The following is a 21,244-nucleotide window of genomic DNA, read 5'->3' as shown; positions in this document are numbered from 1 at the left end:
GCTACTTCGCGCTCATCCGCTGGTATGGATAGAAATGCATTCATCATTCTCATTATATCTCAACTGATAGCACCTTAGGGAAAAAAATCCAATGATTTTGAATTTATCATAGCTCTTCCAGCTTCCTTAATTGGGTTTCCCGGTATTTACCTGGCGGGATGCCTTCACTTTTTTTAAACGCCCGGCTAAACACGATATCATTATTGTAGCCAATCGTTTGGGCAATTTGGGCAATGGTCAGAGATTTGTCCTCCATCAGCCTTTTTGCATGCTCCATTCGTTTCTTAGCAATAAAATTAGTCATATTCTCCCCGTACATCTTTTTGAAAAAGGTAGACATATACTGCTGCGACATATTCATGCTATCAGCTATCCATGCAAGTCCTAAATTGGGATTCGTTAAATTTTGCATTATAATCCCGGCGATCGATTCCATCATCTGCTGGTGATGATCTGTTCTCTCTTTTCTCAGCACCTCAGCTACCTTTTGATACATGCTTTTGATGCAGCTGTACATTTCTTCAGCCGTTGAGCAAGCCTCGATTCTCTTGATCGGGTTGATGAATTCGGCCAAATCCTCTCTCTCGCTTATTCGAAGCCTATTCAATATTTTAAGCAGCGTGCTGGCCATATCAAGAAATAAGCATTTGCTGATTTCCGGAGTTATGGGATTAGAGCGGAAGTTGGTTTCATAAATATGATCTATAAGGAACTCCGCCTTATCAAAATCACCGCTTTTCACATAATTCATCAGCTGAATTTCCGTCTCAATCGGATAGACATATTGGGATTCTGCAGGAGTAAGCTCGTAATAATGGATGATCACGCTTAACCCTTTTACCATTTTATAATCCAATGCAGCTAATGCTTCGGAATGACATTGTCCAATCCTGTTAATTCCTTGATGAATATTGCTGACGGCCAAGGTCAAAACCATTTTGAACCGTGTTTCAATAATATGCTTTATCTGTTCAGCTATTTGTGAAATATCCTCAGCAGCCTCTGGTCGTTCGTTCCCTACATTGAGCAGCAGCGCCATCCGGTTACGATCTAAATCTACGAAATATGCCTGATGGTGTTCTCCCGCTATCTCCAGACTGACGTTGGACATAATAAATCGAATGGATGCCCACTGCCGCTCTGAGAGCTCTTCAGCAAAGCCGGAAGCATCATCCACGTCAATCAAAATAACGGTAAACTGATCAGATATAAACTGAATGCCAAGAAAATTCATCGTCTCCACCGGTTCCGTGCGAAAGTCCACATGACCCCTTAACAGCCGAGACAGGAAATTGGCACGAATAACAGGAACCTGCTGCGAAATAATCCCCTGCAAATGCTGCTCCTTCATAAAAGATTCCTCAATGGTGTTTTGCAAAAATTCATATTCATTTCCCTTGGAGCGTAGGACCGGCGATCTCCCTTGAAGAACTGCATTTACAATATGCCGCAGCGGCACATAATTTCGGTAAGCCATTAAATAAGCGGCCACAGCTCCCAGGATCAGGCATAAGATGAACAAGCCTATAGCCTTCGATTTAAGGACGTACACCGGCTGCAAAAAAATCTCCTTGGGCATAATCGATATATACTTCCAGTCCGTACGATCGGATGATGTGTAGGATACAATAACGTCCTTGCCATTGAAATCTTCATCCTTCAATCCGGACTCACCCTTCAATTTTTTTAAGAAGGCAGGGTTGACATCAAACTGCTGCGATGTGGCCATCACGACCTGATCCTTATCATTCACTATATAAACCGCGCTCTCATTGACTGCTTCGATCTGTCGAATCATCTCCTTGATTTTGGCCTCCTCAATTAGAATAACCAACGCCCCAGAGATATTCATTGAATCTTGAATCGGAAGAGACTGTATGTAAGTAATAACATTGGCAGGCTTATTGTCGCGTGTTTCGGGCATACTTCCCATATTTTGAATAAGAACCTCTGAAGGCATATATTCCATATTATGAAAGGCACGCAATACTTTACTCTTCCACTCCTCGTAGCTCATATGCTTGTATCTGTAATAATCATTGTAGAACGTACGGGAATCCGTTTTTAAACCCCACTTCAAAACAGTATCCGAACCGGAAAAATACAAATAATAATCATATATAAAATCGCTGGTCTTCGTTTTGTGGCGTTCCAAAAAATTTCTTATAAACTCAATATATTTATAGGTATCCGCCGGCTGCTCCGAGCTATCATTCAACAATAGATTCAGCTTTGGATTCAGCATCAACTCTTGAGCTAATTGATCGACTTCTTTCAACCTGGCATCCGTCGATTGTTTGAACTGCTCCAGCATAGCCAGGTTATAGTGTGAAGCATTCTCCGTAGTTATTGATTCGACCTTGGAATACAGGATGTACCCTCCAATTAAGGGCAGCAAAAGAATCAAGATATAGGAGGTAAGCAGCTTTATAAAAACACTTCTCCGGTTGAACAAGCTCATCCGGAGCAAGCGTATACGATTCAAGCCTTTCTGCGTAAGTTTTTTTAGTGCTAGCCATAAGTTCATTCGAAGCACCCACGTCTGCTATTTTTTTGTTATATTCGTGGAATTCATGGAAGTACGTACAATCCGCTTTTATTCCTTAATGGCCCCGATCATAACACCTTTAACAAAATATTTTTGCAAAAACGGATATAACAGCAGAATAGGTAATGTCGAAACGATGATGGTCGCATGCTTGATTGTCTCACCAATAGCGATTTTATCCCCTACCGCTACATCCGTCATCATGCTGGAGGTACTGTTGGTAATTAATATTTCGCGGAGAACAAGCTGCAGAGGATACAGCTCCCGGTCTCTTAAATAAATCAGCGCGCTGAAGTAGGAATTCCAATGGCCTACCGTATACCACAGAATCATAACGGCAATTACCGGCATCGATAATGGAATCACCACCTTGAAGAGAATGGTGAAGTCATTGGCTCCATCGATTCTGGCCGATTCCTCTAAGCTTACCGGAACCGCCTGGAACGCTGTCCGCATAATGATCATATTGAAGGTATTGATCGCTCCCGGAATAATAAGCGCCCAAGCTGTGTTCAACATGCCTAAATTGGAGACAAGCAGGTACGACGGAATGAGTCCCCCGTGAAACACCATTGTAATGACAATCATGAACATGATGAAATTATTGAAGAGTACATTTTTTCGTGAAAGCACGTAGGCACCCAAACAAGTCATAAACAAATTGAGCATCGTACCTACTACTACGTAATACAGTGTATTTTGATATCCAGTTGCAATCATCGGATTCTTAAACACAGCTGTGTAAGCCTCCGTGCTAAAGCTTAAAGGAGAATAGAGCAGTCCGCGATGCGCCGAGAGCAAACCCGGATCGCTAAAGGATGAGAACAGCACATACAAAAATGGATAGAGTGTCAAAAAACAGAGCGCCAGCATAAAAATCGTATTCACAAAATTAAAGGTCTTTTCACCGGCTGTCGTATGATTGGGCATATAGCTGTTCCTCCTTTACCAAAGTTTGTTCTCGCTTACCCTCTTGCTTACCGTATTAGCCAAGACGATGAGAATAAAGCTGATTACCGAATTAAACAATCCTACAGCTGCGGTATAACCGAAATCTGCCTCCAGTACCCCTTTTCGGTACACATAGGTGGATATAACATCTGCGGTGTCGTACGTAAGCGGATTATACATCAACAGCACTTTCTCGCTCCCAACGCTTAACATGGAGCCCATATGTAAAATGAGTAAAATTACAATGGTTGGCATAATGCCCGGTATCGTAATATGCAGCACTTGCTTGAATCGATTCGCGCCATCCATTTTGGCTGCCTCGTATAAAGTAGGATCAATATTGGCAATAGCCGCCAAATAAATGATCGATCCCCAGCCAATCCCCTGCCAAATTCCCGATGAAACAAACAAGGTACGGAACCATTCCGGCTGTCGCAAAAAAGCGATGGATTCCATGCCAAGCAATTCGATGATTTGATTGACCAAGCCGTCCCTTGCCAGAAAGTCCACCATCATCCCTACCACCACAACGATAGATATAAAGTGAGGCAAATAAGAAATAGACTGAACTGCCCGCTTAAATATACTGCTGCGAATTTCGTTCAGGAGCAGCGCCAGGACGATTGATGCCGGAAAAGCAAACAATAGCTCATAAATGTTGATTAATAGTGTATTCCGAAGAAGTCTTCCAAAATAATGACTGGAAAAGAAGTCTGTAAAATGATTAAAACCTATCCAGGGACTATCCCAAATACCAACGGAAGGACTGAAATCCTTAAAAGCTATTTGCAGACCGTACATCGGGCCGTAATGAAATACGACATAATAAATCAGTACAGGAAGCGCCATTAAATAAATATACTTATTTCGCGTTACATCCTTTACGACTATTGCCAACGTTAAGCTCTTACGGGGTGCTCGGGAAATGGCTGCTAATTCCTTATGTGCTGAGGACATGGATACCACTTCCTTTATTTACGGTTATTGTAGCGCTCCAAGGCTGCTTGTTGTACTTTAATCGCATCATCAATACCCATGCCTTTAATTGTTTTCACATAGGCGTCAAAGCTGCTGAGCGGCTCTGCACCCATGATGAATTTAATGATCATTTCATCCTTGTAGGTGTTAATATCCGTCATGGTAGAAGCAAATTTACTGCTTTCCTCTTTGGTTGGCGTCACTAACGGCATCATTTTTTCATTGGAGGGCTGCGTCCAAATCTTTAAAGATTCCTGCTGCTCTGGAGAGCTTGCATATTGATCCATGTAACGTATGTCTTGTACGAAGGGACCTTCACCGTATCCGGCACGATTGTATTTAACCATTGCCTGCTGCATCGGCATGCCTTCGGGATTTTTCGTAATTAAGTCCGTGAATTTAGGGTAACCCTTCTCCATCTTGTAGCTGACGTCCTCTTTACCAAAGTTAAAGAGCATATGCCCTACTTCTCCATATCCATAATCCAACCATTTCACAGTTTCAATCGGATTTTTGTTATTGATAGAAATGGCCGAGCCTTGAGCTGTAACCGCATAATCGGAATGGCCGAGCTCGGGCTTTTGACCTTTAACAAGAGTCGGGTAAGGTGCCGCACCCAGCTTGAAATCCTTGTTTTTGCTGGCCATCAAACCCATATATTTGCCTATACCGCCGCCAGTAGCCATGATTGCAGTACCCAGCTGGTTTCCTGTTACTTTAGCATCAGTCACCTTGCCGTCGGTAGCCGCAAAATCTTTATCAATCAGGCCTTCCTTGTACCATTTGTTCATGGTAGTAAGAAACTCCTTATAATTGGGCTCAATAGGACCAAACTTCACCTTACCGCCATCTTTGTAAAATGAATTGGTTAACCCCCAAGCCCCAACAAAAACATGTGTCTTGTTAAAATCATTCAAAGTAACCAGCAATGGCACTTCGTCAGCTTTGCCATTGCCGTTCGGATCCTTTTCTTTGAATGCTTTTAATACGGTGTACCACTCGTCGATAGTTGTAGGCATTTGCAGCCCAAGCTTATCAAGCCAATCCTTACGTACCGTAATTCCCTGGTAAACCTGCAAGCCTTTTTCTCCCCGGATGAACGGAAAGGAGAAGAGTGATCCTTCATCTGTTAAAGCCTGCTTCTTCCAATCCGGATGGCTGTCCAGAAGCTTCTTAAAGTTGGGGGCGTACTTATCGACTAAGTCATTGAGCTTAATGATTTTGTTGTCTTTAATTGCCTTTTCAGGTCCGCCCGGGAATGTACTCCAAGCATACTCAATTACATCGGGCAGCTTGCCGGAAGTCATCATGAGATTAAATTGCTCTTTTTCCTGCCCTTGTGGGGGATGCTGAAAATCTACTTTAACCCCTGTGGCTTTTTCCATTTCTTTATAAACTTCATTTTCATTGTAGCTTTTAATGCTCAGAGCAGCTTGAGGAACCATTCTTGCCCATACAACTAGATTGGTAAGCTTTTCCGGCTTTGTCGGATCTGCTGTCGCCGCCGGCTTACTTCCCCCGCTGCAACCTGCCAGGATGAAGGTTGAGGCTACCACCGATAAACCCGCAACTTTGGCAATCGCTTTCATTTTCTTGTTCAATTGAAAACCTCCCTTATTATTGTTGTATTTCTACTGATTAATTTATCAAGCTTGGGAGGAGTCGGGTACTGATTATATTTCACAATACCCGCTTTTTATAATTAAATGGAGCATACTTTCTTTCACATGGACTAACTATTTTATACATTTGAAGCCGGCTCCTCTTGAGAGCCGGCTTCTTTCTCTGACCCCGATGAATCTAACTTTCCGCAGAAAGCTTTTTCAAGTTATTAAAGCTTACTTCCAAGCATTCAAAGGGATTAAGATCATAGCACCGATCTTGCTCAACAGGTCCCCACTCTACGCCTGTTTCTTCACAAGCCTTCAAAATACGTGAGAAGTTCATATTGCCTTCTCCAATTTCAGCAAACCGCTGCTCACGCTCTACCGTTACGGCCATATCCTTAAGGTGCACGACCTTCATTCTGCCTTTTACCTTATGTATCCACTCAATTGGATCTGCCCCACCAGCCTGAACCCAATAGAGATCAATTTCAAAGCCGAAGGCATCCGCATCGGACTCCTCAAGAAGAATGTCCATACCCGTTTTGCCATCAAACTTGGCGAATTCAAAATTATGATTATGATAAATAAATTGCAGCCCCGCCTGCTTCAGCTTTCGGCCAATCTCGGATGCTTCATTCGCGAATTTCACATATCCTTCTCTGCTGGTTCGATACTCATTGGGCATGCCGCCCAAGCCAACATATTTGCATTCCCAAATTAAATGCCTCTCTATGACTGCATCCAAATTATTCGTTAAGTCGGCGTATGGAATATGGGTCGCACAGATGGTTAATCCTTCACGGTCAGCCATTTCCTTAAACTGCTTATCCCCTATAGGTCCAATTCCAGACACCTGAATGGCGTTATAGCCAATTGCCTTTATTTTGCGCAGTGTTTCAGCCATAGCCTCAGGTGTTTTCAAATAATCACGTACGGTATAAAGCTGTGCTGCTATTTTCATAAAAGTTCTCCGCTCCTTTTTTTAAATCCGCATGATTGTCTGACTACTAAGGTGGGCTCGATTTCAACTTTTCTTGGCTTTAGCCATGTGGATGTTTCCTGATCTGATATTAACGAGAATAGAAGCTCTGTAGCCCGGGTAGTTAATTCTTCAACTTTATAAGTTATCGTAGTTAGCGGAATTTCTGCAAATCGGGAAGCTTCCAAATCATCAAAGCCTATTATGGCTACGTCCTCAGGGACCCTTAAACCTTGCTCCCGACACCAGCGGAGTGCACCGAGTGCTAAATAATCGCCGGATGCAAGAATTGCCGTGACTGACCCGTTTCTCAAAATTTTGGATGCGGCACGATAGCCCTGTTCATAGCTGGAATTTCCTACTGTAGCCACCTGATTCGGGTTGTATTCAAGCCCGCTATCCTTCAGAGCAGCGATATAGCCCTGGTGTTTTTCCGTATTTCTTGCCCCTCCATATATAATCGCTATTTCTTTATGGCCCATGCTTGTCAAATGCCTGGTTGCCTTATAAGCGCCAAGATATTGGTTCATATACACGGAATCGCTCGGCAGATTAAAGTTCCCACCGGATAACAGGATAATAGGGTAATTCGCATCTCTTATAGCCTTAATTTTTTCCTGACTTTTCTTCTGGTTCTGTATATCGGTTGGAAACATGAAAATTCCATCAACTTGGCGCGACAGCAAAATATCCAGCGCTTTGGTTTCGTAATTTTTATCGTAATCACTGGTCATCAGCATCATGTTATAGCCGTTAGCTAACAGCTTTCTTTCAATATTCTGGGCTGTTTCGATTTGAATAGGGTTCGTAATGCTAGGCAATATAAATCCAATGACAAAGGTTCTTTTTTGTACAAGGGAACGGGCGATTGAATTAGGAATATAGTTGAGCGCCTTGGCGACTTCTTGAACCTTTAATTTAGTATCTTCATTAATGCGGCCACTGTCCTTTAAGGCTAAGGAAACCGTGTTAATAGACACGCCTAATTTCCTTGCTATATCTTGCTGCCTCACTCGTCTGTTCATAGATAATCACCTAACATTCTGTTTGTAGATGCCCCTCTTTTACCTTTTGAATTATAATCTGGCGCTCCGCTCTTTCAGGGCTGCGCTATTTTTGACTTGGGAATTAGCCAAATACTGTGGATAAAAACCAGAAAGGACATCCACAATATTTTGAGCTACTTTGCCTTTCAATTCCTGTTCCGATTCTTCAGAATACCAGGCAACGTGAGGATTCAGTATTACCTGTTCCATTTGTAAAAGCGGATTATCCGGTCTAATCGGTTCATACTCAAGCACATCCAGAGCAGCACCCGCAATATGAGAGTTTTGAAGCGCTGTGATCATTGCTTGCTCATCGATCAAAGGCCCTCTGGACGTATTAATGATTATGGCCTCCCGCTTCATCAGGCTGAATTGTTTCGTACTTATAAGCCCTTGAGTTCGTGGGTTTAGCGGGACGTGAACAGAGATAAAATCCGATGATTGACATAAAGTATCCAAATCAACTAATTCAACCTCGTATTGGGAAGCAATCTCACTTGTAATGAACGGGTCATAGGCTTGGACTCGTAAGCCGAGCGCCTTCGCTTTAAGACATAAATTTTGTGGAATTTTGCCGAAGCCCACCAGACCTAATACTTTTTCTCTCAAACGGTAAATCGGAATCGCCTTTTTGTATTCCCACACACCCTGCTTAACGTAGGCGTCAAGCAAAGAAACCTTGCGAGCGGATGCCAAGAGCAGCGCAAGAGCATGATCCGCTACCTCATCGATACAATAGTCCGTGCAGTTGGCAACAACGATCCCTTTATGAGTAGCCGCATCCAGATCGATCGTATTTACACCTACGCCGTAGCGGGAGATCACCTTGCAATTGTTCAAATTTTGAATGACCCTTGCACTAATAGGCGCATATTGATTCAGGATCGCGTCTGCATCCCTTGCGAGCTCAATAACCTCTTCTTCCGTCCGGCACTGTGCTGATGTAACAAACTCAACATCCAGCTGCGCCAGCACATCTTGCTCGATTTGAAGACTTTTATATTCGTAATCCGTAATAACCACTCTATATTTAGCCATAACGTATTGGGCTCCCTCCCCTTATGTTGAAATGCAGCTATAACCTTATGGTTATAGCTGCACGACTGTGTATATTTTTACAGTAACTTATCGTTTATGACCTCACACAATTTCTTGCAACCTTCTCCATGCTGCAAAACTGTCTCTTGGAACTCAACTTATAGTTCTCTCAGATCCTTACGGTCTACGAACTCAATTTTTGCACCATTCGGGTCTTTAACCATTGTAATTCTGCCAATCCCTGTACCCGCTGTTTTCGGGAAACCCGGAAGTATTTCCAATCCCTGAGAAACGAAATATTCACTCAGCTCGTCAACATTATCCACTCTCAAAGCGATATGTCCAATCGGGGGAGATACCGGCTGTTGATTAGGACGATTTAGCAATTCAATTACATCGTAGCCATGGTTCAGGTACACCATCGTTAAGTCAGTGGCATCCACCTTCATACGGATTAGCTCTTTCATGCCCATTTTCTCGGAGTAAAATTGCTCTGCTGCCTCAAGATCATGAGCCGATAAGGAAATATGGTCAAATCCTAGCACCCGGCCCCCAACATCAGCAGCGCGATACGTATTATCTCTTTGAATAAGCTCAACGCGAGTCCCGATGGAATCCGTTAAGAAGGTCAGCCTGCCGTCTCCTGATCCGGCTACCTTTGGTGCGAATTGAAATGCAAAGCCGTCTGCAAGCAGCTTTTCGTAATCGCTATCCAAATCGTCCGTAAGGAAGCAAACGTGATTCAGCCCCAGATTAACACGGTCCGCTTCATTTTGCCGGCATAAGAGCTCAATCATACCGCTGCCTAGCTGTACATATATACATTTGGTGTTATTGCCTGGAATATAGCTCTCGTTAACAATCTTCCCGCCTAGAATATCCACATAAAATTTAATATTTTCTTCGGCATCTCCAGCTACAATGCCAACATGGTTCAATTCAGTAATCATTTTCTCTGCCTCCTAGTATTCGTTATGATTTATATGAATGTTATGTACTACCGTCTTGGTTTTAAAAATTCACCGCGTTTATAAGTCTCGGCAACTTCCTTCAGCGCTTTATCGCCGCCCTTGCTCTTCCATTCGTCTACAACCTTCTGCCAGCCTAGCGGCTCTTGACCGATGATCATTTTAGCCATGTGTTCGTTGAGCAGCTTAGGAATAGAGCTCATTTGCAGGTCAGGAGTCGTAGACAGAGCTTTTGGTTCTTCCTTCCAGCGTATACCGTCACGGCCTTCCTTGGACATTACGCTATCGAATTTACCCAATACCGCTTGACCATCCGGAGTCAGCTCAAGCAGCTTTTTATTGTAAGTGGCATCATGGAGCAGCCAGAAGTCATTTTTACGCCAATCTTCTCTGCCGGCTTCATCTGTGGTAACAGGCAGCTTGTAGTTTATTTTTCCGTTATCCTTGGTGTAATCGGTTCCTTCAATTCCGTAGGAGAAGAAGTTATCGGCTTCGTCCGACAGCATCCAATCAAAGAATTGAATAATACGCTCAGGGTTTTTCGCCTTTTTATTGATCATATAACCCCGAATGACCGTGCCGCTTAGCGTACTTCCGCCCTTGCCGTCGGTGCCTGTAGGTGAAGGGACAATTTCCAGCTTGCCGTCAGGCACATTTTGTTTTAGCTGCACATCATAGCTCAAAATATCCGCTGCATTTGCCGTAAATAAACCGCCTTGACCTGTAATGATCGCCCTTTTGTAATCGGCAAACTGCTGGGTAGCGAAATCCTTGGTCATCAAGCCTTCATCGTACATCGTTTTGTAGGTGTTAATCGCCTTTTCCATGTTAGCAACATTGAAAAATTTTGGAACAGGCTCGCCGTTTGGACCTAAAGTCCATTGAGTCGGCATGACATCGTAGGCTCCGAGGAACATATCGGAAAAATTAAATTTCTCCCTTCCCACAAAAGGCTGCGATAACCCCATTTTCTTAAATTCCCTTAGGACGTTTAAGTATTCCTCGACTGTTTTAGGGACAGGCAGCTTCGCTTTATCCAACAAATCCTTACGGATGATCGCAGCCTTTCTGCTCGGATTAGAGAGAAACTCGGGCAGAGAATACACTTTGCCATCGCTGAATTTCTGTTCTTCCCATGCTGCTTCCGGAATTTTCTTTTTGAGATTAGGTCCATATTTATCGATCAGATCATTCAAAGGTAAAAACGTGCCTGCCTCAATAGCTTGTACAAGCGTCTGTCCGTTTTCGTTCGTATAGCCTCCGCCCGAGGTTTGCACGACGTCAGGTATATCCCCGGAAGCGAACATCAAATCCAGCTTTGTGCCATATGCTCCTGTTTCTTTCGCCAAATATTTGATATCCAGCTTGGTATGCGTCAGCTCTTCTAATTTCTTGAAATAAGGGTCGTCCTTAAGGCTCGGAATCTTCTCGACATACGTCGCATACACACGCAAAGCCATCGAAATAGGCACTACTTCATTCGAAGCTTTGGGGGCGGTCGTTCCTTGAGCAGGCGCTTTTCCTGGCGGAGCAGCATTATCACTGCAACCTGCAACTACTGTAAAGGCCAGCATCGTACTCAGCGTGATAGGCAATCCTTTTTTCACCAATTGAACTCTCATTTCGTTCCCACCTTTTTTTTATTAGAATCCTATTCCTTTAACGAACCGATCATCATGCCCTTTGTAAAATGACGCTGCAGCAAGGGGTAGATAAGTAAAATCGGCACAGTAGCCACGATGACGGTTGCCATCTGTATGCCTTCCGGTGACTGGACGATCATATCGGAAAAGGACGAATTCGCAGCATTGGACAACTCCTGATTGACGATCATTTGTCGAAGCTTGAGCTGAAGCGGATAAAGGGTACGATCGTTCAAATAATACAAGGCGGTTTGATAGCTGTTCCAATGGCTTACCCCGTAAAATATCGCCATAGTCGCAATCGCCGGTTTGGATAAGGGAAGCACGATCTTCACGAGTATGCCGCCTTCAGAGCAGCCGTCGATTCTGGCGGAATCGATCAAGGCACCAGGAATGTCAGCGAAAAACGACCTCATGACGAAGAAATTGAAGGCACTGATCAAACCTGGAATAATCATAACCCAGATCGTATCGACCAAATGCAGCGACTTAATAACCAGGTAAGTAGGAATCAACGGTGCGGAAAAAATCATCGTGAACAGCACCATCATCAGCATATATTTACGTCCCATATATTCAGGTCTGGACAACGGATACGCGAAGGTCGCCGTGGCAATCAGGTTGATAAGCGTTCCTACCGTAGTAATAAAAACCGATACTCCGAAGGCCTTCCATATGGATACATCACTGAAAACATATTGATAGTTATTGAAGGTAATATCTACAGGCCAGAAGATGACATCCCCTTTTATAATGGCGTTGGAGCTGCTGAAGGATTTGGCTATTACATGTAAAAAGGGAAGCAGCATGCTGAGCGATAAAACGGTCAATAAGGTCACATTGCAAACATTAAAAACATTCCTGCTGAAGCTGTTTCGGATTTCCATATGCACACCACCTTAATATAGGCTATTTCCCGTAGCCTTTTTGCTGAGCAGATTAGCTATTAACAACAGAACAAGCCCTACAATCGATTTGAAAAGTCCTATAGCTGTAGTGAAGCTGTACTGCGATTTTTGCAAACCGACTTCATAAATGTAAGTATCAATAATATCTCCAGGCACGTGATTGAGAGGATTCAAAAACACATAAACCCTTTCAAAGCCGAAATCCAGGAAATGCCCGATATGAAGCAGGAACAAGATAGTAAACGTCGGAAGCAAGCTCGGCAATGTAATGGAAAGCGTCTGCTGCCAACGATTGGCGCCATCCACCTTGGCCGCTTCGTACAGCTCGGGGTTAATCCCGGCCAGCACTGCCAAATAAATAATCGTTCCCCAGCCGACCCCCTGCCACAAACCGGTTGATATAAGAATCGGTCGAATAAAGGATTCCAGTCCCATGAAATAAATCGGTTCATAACCCAGCCATTTGATAAAAGCGTTCACTATTCCCGTGGTCGGCGATAAAATACCGATGAAAATACCGCTGATGATTACCCATGATAAAAAGTGAGGCATATAAATGACGGTTTGCAGGATGCGCTTATAAATGACCAGCCGCAGCTCATTCAGCAATAAGGCCACAATTAACGGCGCCGGAAAGGCAATAAGCAGATCGTACATGCTGATGATGAAGGTGTTAGCAATAATTTTGAAAGCGTCCTGATTGCTGAACATATCTTGAAAATGCTTGAGTCCGACCCATGGACTGCCGAATATCCCTTTGAAAATGTTGTATTGCTTAAACGCTATGATTGAACCTATAAGGGGCACATACTTGAGAACAATGAAGTACAGCATCCCGGGTATGGACATGAGGTACAGCATATGATATTTCTTAAAATTCGATACTATATAGCTCTTCTTCACCCTATTGGCGGCTGTCGCATTCGATTTTAATGGTCGGCTTGTTATCACCGGAAAACCCCCCTCTTTTCAAGATAGCCTCTCTTGTCTACTGTGCAGCAAGCTCCACCCTTGTACCTGTTTGTGCAGATACATAAGCCGAATAAATAACCTCGATGACATCCCTCGCGAGCTGTCCATCTGAGACAGGCTCTCTATCCTCTGCGATAGATTCCATGAAATCCTGCATTTCCTGCGGATACCCCCTGATCCAATCCTCATCCGGTGTCGTGTAATTCCACCCCGCTTTCGTTTCAAGCTTCTCGGCTATATATTCCTGTTCGAAAATATCGGGATGAGGAGCATATATCATACAACCGTCGTTAGGCGTCATATTGCATTTGATAACGGAATTGGAGGTGTAAATATCCAGCACATTCCTGATTCCGCCCAACACTGCAAAGGAAGCAAAAATAACCGCCTTCGTTCCATCCGTAAAAGTCATAATAATACTTGCCCAGGTTTCAACATTGACCCAATCCGTAACTACCCAATGTTTGTCTTCCGCCTGGAACGAGGGGGTTTCAGTAATGGAGGAGGTGTCTGCCACAACTGACTGAACCCTGATCGGCTTCCCTCCTTTGATCCTTCCTTCAAAGTTCTTAAGATGGATCGCAGCAGCTATCGGATGGGAGCCCAAAATGAGCAGCGAGCCGCCTCCAGCGGTTTCCAGCCTTTTCGAAGCTTTGGCATGGGAGCCGCTATGGCTTTCCTCTGCACGAATGTCAAGGATAGTCCCGCTTCCGGCTTCCAGCAGCCGCTTAGCTTTTATTACCGATGGAGCATAAATCCAATTCTCCGCGTACATGAATTTGACTTTATTTTGTTTGACCGCCTCAAGAATAGCATCCGTTGATGCCAATGCCTCTTCTAAAGCAACTCTTGAATATTGGTTCTTCTGATCGTCCGTACCTTCACGAGAACCGAAAAATCCGGTAATCGGTTTTTCACAAATGATATGCTTCCCCGCCTGCGCCGCTTCAATAGCTATTTGAGCATGCATCACATTGGGAACGCACAAGTCCACAACATCAATTTCTTTGTCCTCCAACAGCTCGCGATAGGTCGAATAAACAATCGGGATGTGATGCTTATGGGCAAAAGCTTCCGCTTTCTCCATACTGTTCCCGGCAACCGCTTTGAGAATGACCTCAACTCCATACACCTTTTGAAAAGCCTCTGCATGCAGTGAAGCGGAAAATCCGCTGCCTATTATGCCTACGATGATTTTTTTCATTTTATCCACTCCTAGTTTCGGGGCATTCTAATAATAAACCCCGTTTTATTGTATCTTCTCTGTTTGTATAACAGCGCTTACAATCCAATGATGAGCGTTCGGCTTAGCTAATCTTTAGCTGTTGTTCCTGCAACAATTTTTTTGGAAAAAATCCATCCTCTTAATGAGCCCATATATTATCCATGGCAAACGCTTTATATTGCGCATCATTATTCGTCATCATCAGGCATCATGCTACAGCCTTTGTGAAAATAGTTTGTTCGTAATTTTCAGAAGAAATGCAACCGATTACATTTAATTCATTCTGAATCAAGCAAACGAGCTATGAAATCGATATGAAGTTAAAACCCTTTGCCACCTTTTGAACCTTTATACAAGCGCCTAGTTTAATTCGATCACTATCCTGTAAGGCTCAATGAGACTGTATTATGAATTTGATAAGCCCCATTTCTTTGCGATGTCATCTTCACTGGCTGGCTGGTCTAGAGGGCCAAATCATTCACTTCAACTTCATCCCAGTATTAACGTTAACACAAACCTTATAAACATATATTAACGTTAATACAATGTGCTGTCAATTATAACTTTTTCAATTTAAAAAAACCGCAATCAGCTATACAGCCTATGCGGTAACTTATGACCTCCGGATCAATAAAATGACTAATCAAGAAGTAATATTGTTAATCAAGCCTCTCTATAAACCAATTCAGTTCCACGTGGGGTTCGATCGACTGCCAGGAAATGCCGCAACTCCCTGGGATTCACGCGCCGCGGTAGAAGTCGAAACAGCCATCCGTTTGTAAACTCATTCTTGCCTATGTAAGCCACCCGCGAAAGGCTCCCTACCCCCACCCGAATAAAAGTAAGGAGCCTTCCCATCATGGCAGCAGACTTGCTCTAATACAGCATTGTGTCTACTGGACGGTTATTTGCATGTGCCGCGAAGAATGATAACAAGGAGAATGTAAAGTACAAGAATTGTTCCCGTTGTTGTCCATCCTACTGCCGGCTTATGGCAATGACCATGATGGTGCTGCTTTTTCGGCTCGTAAATATTGATTTCCTCATAGCTGGCGTGAAGATTGATGGGTGCGCTGTAGTGATGGACTGGCATCGGTGCCGGGGCTGGCATCTGCATTACAGGCATTTGCATGTTGGGTGCTGGCATGTTAGGGGCAGGCATGTTAGGGCCAGGCATTGGTACATGGTGCATAGGCATTTGCATCGGTTTGTATTTCTCCATTATGTTGGACACCTCCGTATAATAGTAAGGCATATGTTCCTGATGAACACATCAACAGTCTATGGTGAATCACCCATGGGGAACACGGTATTCACCCATAGCGGAAAAAATAGACTCTTACCCAGACCTTATACGGGCAATAGGAAAAGCTTCTATTCGAAGCCCTCTCGATGAAGATATATTCGTTACTAAGCTGTAGCTTTTCTTGTAATAACAGACTTGTTCAGCTCCGCTTACGAGACCTTTCAAAGATGAGCGGCCGCGTTTCACTTGTAGGATTTCTTGCGAGATAAGAAGATGAACCTCCGGTTCAAACTTATACTTACTTATCTCGTAAGAAAAACCTTCAGCAAAATCTTGATGCTCCTTTAGATGCGAACCAGACGCTGGTGCATGGAGAGAAACTAGGGTGTGGAACTTCGGCAGGGGTAGATTTCGTGTTTCTTTGATAATCATGCTTATCACGATGAGAACACTTCTTACTTCAAAATCAAAACTTAGCGAAAATAAACAACTAGACTCTCATGCAACGCCAAAACCGTAATCGGGAGCAACTCCCCATAATTAGCGGTAAATCATCCCGTTAATTCCGGTAAATGAGAGATTTTCTCGCAAATAACTGGAAAACCTCCATGTAAATTCCATGTTTTGAAGTATTTTTCCTAAAATCATCTATATTAGAGGGAGTTTTTCCAGTTAAGTTCCCCACCAAGCATGTGATAGGAAGAATTAGCGCCAGAAATTCCAGTTAACCATTCGGTACCGCCCATCGAAGATGTATTCGTGCTGTAGCAGCACTTATCTTACGAGCAGAAAGTTCAACATTCGTTTAAGTTAAATAAAACTATCTCTGTTTTTCAAGATTGAGCAAGCCCATCTATAAAAACTTATACTTTCAACTAAGAAAAGCGCCATGCGGCGTCTTTGGCGGAGCATCCAGGTGTATGGCGGGAGGGGAATTCGGTAGGGGGTTCCGACCGCTTTTGAAAGGCGTAAGCCTTCGAATAACCGGCTTGCAGCGGTAGGAACACGAACATCAGAGACAGGTTTCATCCCCGAGCAATCACTGGCGGTGATGACCATAGCGGAGATCACGACCAGAGCGGAGGTCACGACCTGCACGGAGGCTATAGCTCCTCCACCCCTATGCAAAAAAAGACAGAACCGGACTAGCCGCCTGTCTCTCCTTATAACTGCTTAATCTGCTTTACGCACAAAACGAAGCTTGATATCCTGAGGGTGATCGCCATAGCCGGATCCGAACAGGTTCAATCCCCTGCAGTTCTTCGCAGCTTTATGCACCTCCAACCTAACCTTAATCGGACGGTTGTAATGCAAATTCAAGTCACTTAGTACGGTTTCCGCCGATTTTTCCCCATTAATGCAGCTTCCTTCATCACTGATGCTCCACTCTGTCAGCAGCCCGTACTGTGAGCTCCCCAATGGAATATTGGAGGACAGCTTCCCTTTTCTGTCGCCAAAATCACCTTGGCATGTCCATGTCCCTATCGATTTACCGTTGATGCTGAGGGAGATATCAGATGGCCACTCCTGATTATAGCCTTCCGCTTCCGAGCAAAGCTCTGCGCTTAGCATCAGCTGTTGCAGAGGAATTCCTTTGGGCAGGGGGTTGGCAAACGAATACTCGACATAACCCGCCTCACTAAACCACAGCATATTAGCCTGTACCCGTTCCGGCATATAAAACGCCCGCGGATCATCCGGGCAGCCGATCTTCCCTTCCAAGCCATACAATCCGCAAGGCGGGCCGATCTCGCAATCGGTATAAAGTCCTACCGGCATGGATAACTCTTCTACCTCATGTAATCCTTCTCCCGGTCGCATCGGCAGCTCAAATAGCAGCTTATCCAATGTGCGCGCACAAATTTTCTCACGGCCGCTCCCTTGTGAGGAGGTTAACAGCCCTGCCTGCTCCAAAGCCTGCACATTGATCGAGACCGTTGGCTGGGCGACACCCAGCTCCTCGACCAGTTGGGTAATGCTTTTAGGCCTTTCCCCTAACGCTTCCAAAATACGTAAGCGCAAATCTCCCGCCAGCGCTTTCGCTACCTCTTGAATTTGATGCGCGGGAATTCGCCTCATTGTATCAGTCGGTTCCGCCATAAATATTGCCCGCTCCCTTCAATCAATATTGCAATATCACAATATAAATCATATAAATTAAATATTGTTATTGCATTAATATAATATAGATTGTATTATTTATATATTAAATAAGCAAGGAGAGGTTGTGCAATTATGATACATACTCAAACATCTATTCCGCGTCCTGAATTCCCTAGACCTGATTGGCAGCGAACAGATTGGTTGAACCTAAATGGAAGCTGGTCATTTGGGTTTGATCCCGACAATAGAGGTGTTGCTGAACATTGGTTTAACGGATCGGCTCACGAATTACCGCAACAAATTATGGTACCGTTCTCATGGGTTTCCCCACTATCGGGTATTGGAGAGAATGTCCTTGGCATCGGCTGGTACAGCCGAACCATAAAATGGGCTCCAGCCCAACAAAGAGACCGTATTTTTCTCCGCTTCGGTGCTGTAGATTACCATTGCGATGTATGGGTCAATCAAATTCATGTCGGAAGGCATAGCGGCGGCTATGGTACATTTGAATTTGATGTGACGGAAGCATGGAAGTGCAACGGGGATAATTCCCTCGTTATTCGCGTGGAAGATAATGACGAGCCTTACCAAGCACGTGGTAAACAAGGCTACGGAGAGATAAGAGGCATATGGCAAACCGTATGGCTGGAGGCTCGTCCCGACAATTATGTACAGCGGGTACAGTTCACTACCCAGCTTGACGGAACTATTGAAGTGCAAGGTATTATTCATGCCTCCGCGGGAGGAGATGCCGTACTGTCGTTTTCTTTTGATGAGGGACAGATTAATCATTCTCTTGAGCTCAGCTTAGAGCCAGGAGTCCAGCATTTTCACAGCTCATTCCAAGTGACCAAACCTCGCCTATGGAGCCCTGAGACACCTCATTTGTATGAAGGGATGATTACACTGGAGAGCGGCAGCAGCGAAGACCCTGGCGATAATAACCCCACAAAGAACAGCAAGGTCCGTATCGACAGCATCGCTACCTATTTCGGAATCCGTACGATCGGGACGGTTAAGCATGAAGGTATGGAATCACGTTGGATTACGTTGAACGATAAGCCTATTTTCCTGAACGGCACTTTGGACCAGTCCTTCCATCCAACCGGCTTCTTCACCTACCCGACGGATGAGGAAATGCGGGATGAAATATATCGTCTGAAGCGAATCGGATTAAATATGGTACGCATTCACATCAAACCGGAAGAACCTCGCAAGCTGTACTGGGCAGATAAATTAGGGATGCTCGTTATGGAGGATATGCCCTGCTTCTGGGGGACGCCTGATGACCAAGCTAAATCCGCTTATGAACCGGAAGCATTGGAAACGATTTACCGCGATTGGAATCATCCCTCCATTTATTCATGGGTTATGTTTAACGAAACCTGGGGTCTGCTGCATGAATCGGAAGACGAATCCGGGACCGTGAAAACCTATATGCCAGAAACCCAGCAGTGGGTTAAAGAAATATATGAATGGGCTAAATCAATAGACGCTACCCGTCTCGTTGAGGATAATTCCCCATGCCGCTACGACCATGTGGAGAGCGACTTGAATACATGGCATTTTTACCTGAATGGCTACCAGCTTGTCCGGGACCATATTGAAGACGCAGTTCAAAGCACCCGTCCCGGCTCCAATTGGAACTATATAGATGGGCATCAGCAATCCGATGCGCCGCTGATGAACAGCGAATGTGGGGCCGTATGGGGTATTGAAGGCAGTGCGGGAGACAGTGATCTAGCGTGGCAGTACAAGTATATGTTGAACGAATTCCGGCGCCATGATAAAATTTGCGGCTTCGTATTCACCGAATTCAAGGATGTAACCAATGAGTTCAACGGCTATTACCGGATTGACGATTCAGATAAAGACTTCGGCTACGAGGGTTTTATAGAGGGTATGAGCTTGTACGATTTGCATCGGCCCGATTTTGTAGTCATAGATGCTCCTCCCTGCACTACGGTTAACAGTGGCCAAATGGTCAGCGTATCGCTTGCGGTTTCCAGCTTTGCCGATACCCATCACGGAAAACCTATGCAGCTGTCATGGGAGCTGTGGTATGACAGCTTGGGTTGCAGAACCATTGCCGATCACGGTCTTGAAGACATAAGCTGGAATACTTACGGAGTAACCCAGCTGCCGCAGCTGCAAGTGCAAATGCCGCGGACGGATGCAATAGCCATACTGGCAATCGAATTGAAGGACCCCGCGGATCCAGCTGTCCGTTCAGCTGTCGCTCGCAACTTCATCACCTTCGATGTGCGAAGCGATGCTGCTGCCGGGTTATACGCCCTGGAGGGCCAGTGGCTTCAGATCGCGCCGACTGACTCGCTAAACAAACAGTGGGATTACACATGGCAGGCTTTGAATGACCATAAGGTGAATGGCAGCAATAGGAACGACAATCATAACGGGGGATTTTTCGAATACGATATCGATATTTCATCTTTAACACGCTTCAATAGCATTAGCTTTGGTGATATTGATATTTATTTGGAAGCCGCGGCCAAGGTGCTGCTAGCCAAAGACCAGCAGCTGATCGACGATCCAACCGTCGATATCTCGTATATGCATGGGAGAAAGGCCGATCCAGGCATGAACTTGAACTCCTATTACATGACCGATGCCAAGAAGCACTTCAGCACCGTGCAAGTGTACATTGACGGCCAACCCGTGGAGCTGCTACAGCTGCCGGATGATCCTGCGGACAGCCGCGGAGTGCTATCCTGGCACTATCAGCAGGATGACCGCAAGCTGGATGAAGCCGGATCCTACGGCTATCTGCAGCGCATCCGCATCCCCAGCAAGATGATGCCTGGCATCATAGAGAAAGGCTCCTTCCGATTAAAGCTGGAGGTGCCGGCAGGATTGCCTGAGGAATCGGGAGGGCTATGTCTGTACGGCCGTAACGCTGGACGTTATCCGATTGATATATTGGTGAATTACAAATAAATCCGGCCCCTATATCCGTTCTTCTTGTGGTATTCTAATTACAGTTAAACTCTATCTTTCCGCTATCATTAAGGAGG

General features: G+C 44.7%; 15 protein-coding genes. 1 reads left to right on the top strand and 14 read right to left on the bottom strand.

Annotation, left to right across the window (positions count from 1 at the left end; all coding sequences use genetic code 11):
* Window positions 1–106 precede the first annotated feature (106 nt).
* The 14 genes from NV381_RS29380 to NV381_RS29315 form a co-directional block, all read right to left on the bottom strand.
* Window positions 107–2,527 carry a helix-turn-helix domain-containing protein gene (locus tag NV381_RS29380; RefSeq protein ID WP_258216864.1) on the bottom strand — a complete coding sequence of 807 codons (2,421 nt, stop codon included), beginning with the start codon at window positions 2,525–2,527 and terminating at the stop codon, window positions 107–109.
* 69 nt (window positions 2,528–2,596) lie between these two features.
* The gene (locus NV381_RS29375; protein WP_258216863.1) at window positions 2,597–3,478 is read right to left on the bottom strand and encodes a carbohydrate ABC transporter permease; all 882 of its coding nucleotides are present in this window, start codon (window positions 3,476–3,478) and stop codon (window positions 2,597–2,599) included.
* Window positions 3,479–3,493: 15 nt separating this feature from the next.
* Complete coding sequence (locus tag NV381_RS29370) at window positions 3,494–4,456, bottom strand: ABC transporter permease (protein WP_258216862.1); 963 nt, start codon at window positions 4,454–4,456, stop codon at window positions 3,494–3,496.
* A 14-nt stretch (window positions 4,457–4,470) separates the two neighbouring features.
* Window positions 4,471–6,066: an ABC transporter substrate-binding protein gene (locus NV381_RS29365; protein ID WP_419182314.1), complete on the bottom strand. Its 1,596-nt coding sequence runs from the start codon at window positions 6,064–6,066 to the stop codon at window positions 4,471–4,473.
* A 211-nt stretch (window positions 6,067–6,277) separates the two neighbouring features.
* A complete protein-coding gene (locus NV381_RS29360; protein WP_258216860.1) occupies window positions 6,278–7,045 on the bottom strand; it encodes a sugar phosphate isomerase/epimerase family protein in 768 nt (255 codons plus the stop codon).
* Complete coding sequence (locus NV381_RS29355) at window positions 7,042–8,088, bottom strand: LacI family DNA-binding transcriptional regulator (RefSeq protein ID WP_258216859.1); 1,047 nt, start codon at window positions 8,086–8,088, stop codon at window positions 7,042–7,044. Before NV381_RS29355 ends, NV381_RS29360 begins: the two co-directional genes overlap by 4 nt.
* 51 nt (window positions 8,089–8,139) lie before the next feature.
* On the bottom strand, window positions 8,140–9,147 hold the full coding sequence (locus NV381_RS29350; protein WP_258216858.1) for a C-terminal binding protein: 1,008 nt from the start codon (window positions 9,145–9,147) through the stop codon (window positions 8,140–8,142).
* A gap of 158 nt (window positions 9,148–9,305) precedes the next feature.
* Window positions 9,306–10,097, bottom strand: coding sequence for a VOC family protein (locus tag NV381_RS29345; protein ID WP_258216857.1), 792 nt, complete (start codon window positions 10,095–10,097; stop codon window positions 9,306–9,308).
* A gap of 47 nt (window positions 10,098–10,144) precedes the next feature.
* Window positions 10,145–11,737 carry an extracellular solute-binding protein gene (locus tag NV381_RS29340; RefSeq protein WP_258216856.1) on the bottom strand — a complete coding sequence of 531 codons (1,593 nt, stop codon included), beginning with the start codon at window positions 11,735–11,737 and terminating at the stop codon, window positions 10,145–10,147.
* Window positions 11,738–11,766: 29 nt separating this feature from the next.
* Complete coding sequence (locus NV381_RS29335; RefSeq protein WP_258216855.1) at window positions 11,767–12,645, bottom strand: carbohydrate ABC transporter permease; 879 nt, start codon at window positions 12,643–12,645, stop codon at window positions 11,767–11,769.
* Between the two features lie 12 nt (window positions 12,646–12,657).
* Entirely contained in the window at window positions 12,658–13,569 is a 912-nt protein-coding gene (locus tag NV381_RS29330; protein ID WP_258216880.1) for an ABC transporter permease, read from the bottom strand.
* Window positions 13,570–13,654: 85 nt separating this feature from the next.
* The gene (locus NV381_RS29325) at window positions 13,655–14,842 is read right to left on the bottom strand and encodes a Gfo/Idh/MocA family protein (RefSeq protein ID WP_258216854.1); all 1,188 of its coding nucleotides are present in this window, start codon (window positions 14,840–14,842) and stop codon (window positions 13,655–13,657) included.
* Between the two features lie 925 nt (window positions 14,843–15,767).
* Window positions 15,768–16,085 carry a hypothetical protein gene (locus NV381_RS29320; protein WP_258216853.1) on the bottom strand — a complete coding sequence of 106 codons (318 nt, stop codon included), beginning with the start codon at window positions 16,083–16,085 and terminating at the stop codon, window positions 15,768–15,770.
* Window positions 16,086–17,282: 1,197 nt separating this feature from the next.
* Window positions 17,283–18,209 (bottom strand): ArsR/SmtB family transcription factor, encoded by a 927-nt coding sequence (locus tag NV381_RS29315; protein WP_258216852.1) that lies wholly within the window; start codon window positions 18,207–18,209, stop codon window positions 17,283–17,285.
* A 135-nt stretch (window positions 18,210–18,344) separates the two neighbouring features.
* Here NV381_RS29315 and NV381_RS29310 point away from each other — a divergent pair, with 135 nt between their 5' ends.
* Window positions 18,345–21,167, top strand: a complete 2,823-nt coding sequence (locus NV381_RS29310) for a glycoside hydrolase family 2 protein (protein WP_258216851.1) — start codon at window positions 18,345–18,347, stop codon at window positions 21,165–21,167.
* Window positions 21,168–21,244 lie beyond the last annotated feature (77 nt).

This window comes from Paenibacillus radicis (ex Xue et al. 2023), from assembly GCF_024722015.1.
Taxonomy (GTDB): Bacteria; Bacillota; Bacilli; order Paenibacillales; family NBRC-103111; genus Paenibacillus_S.
This window is presented reverse-complemented; position numbering and strand designations above follow the sequence as displayed.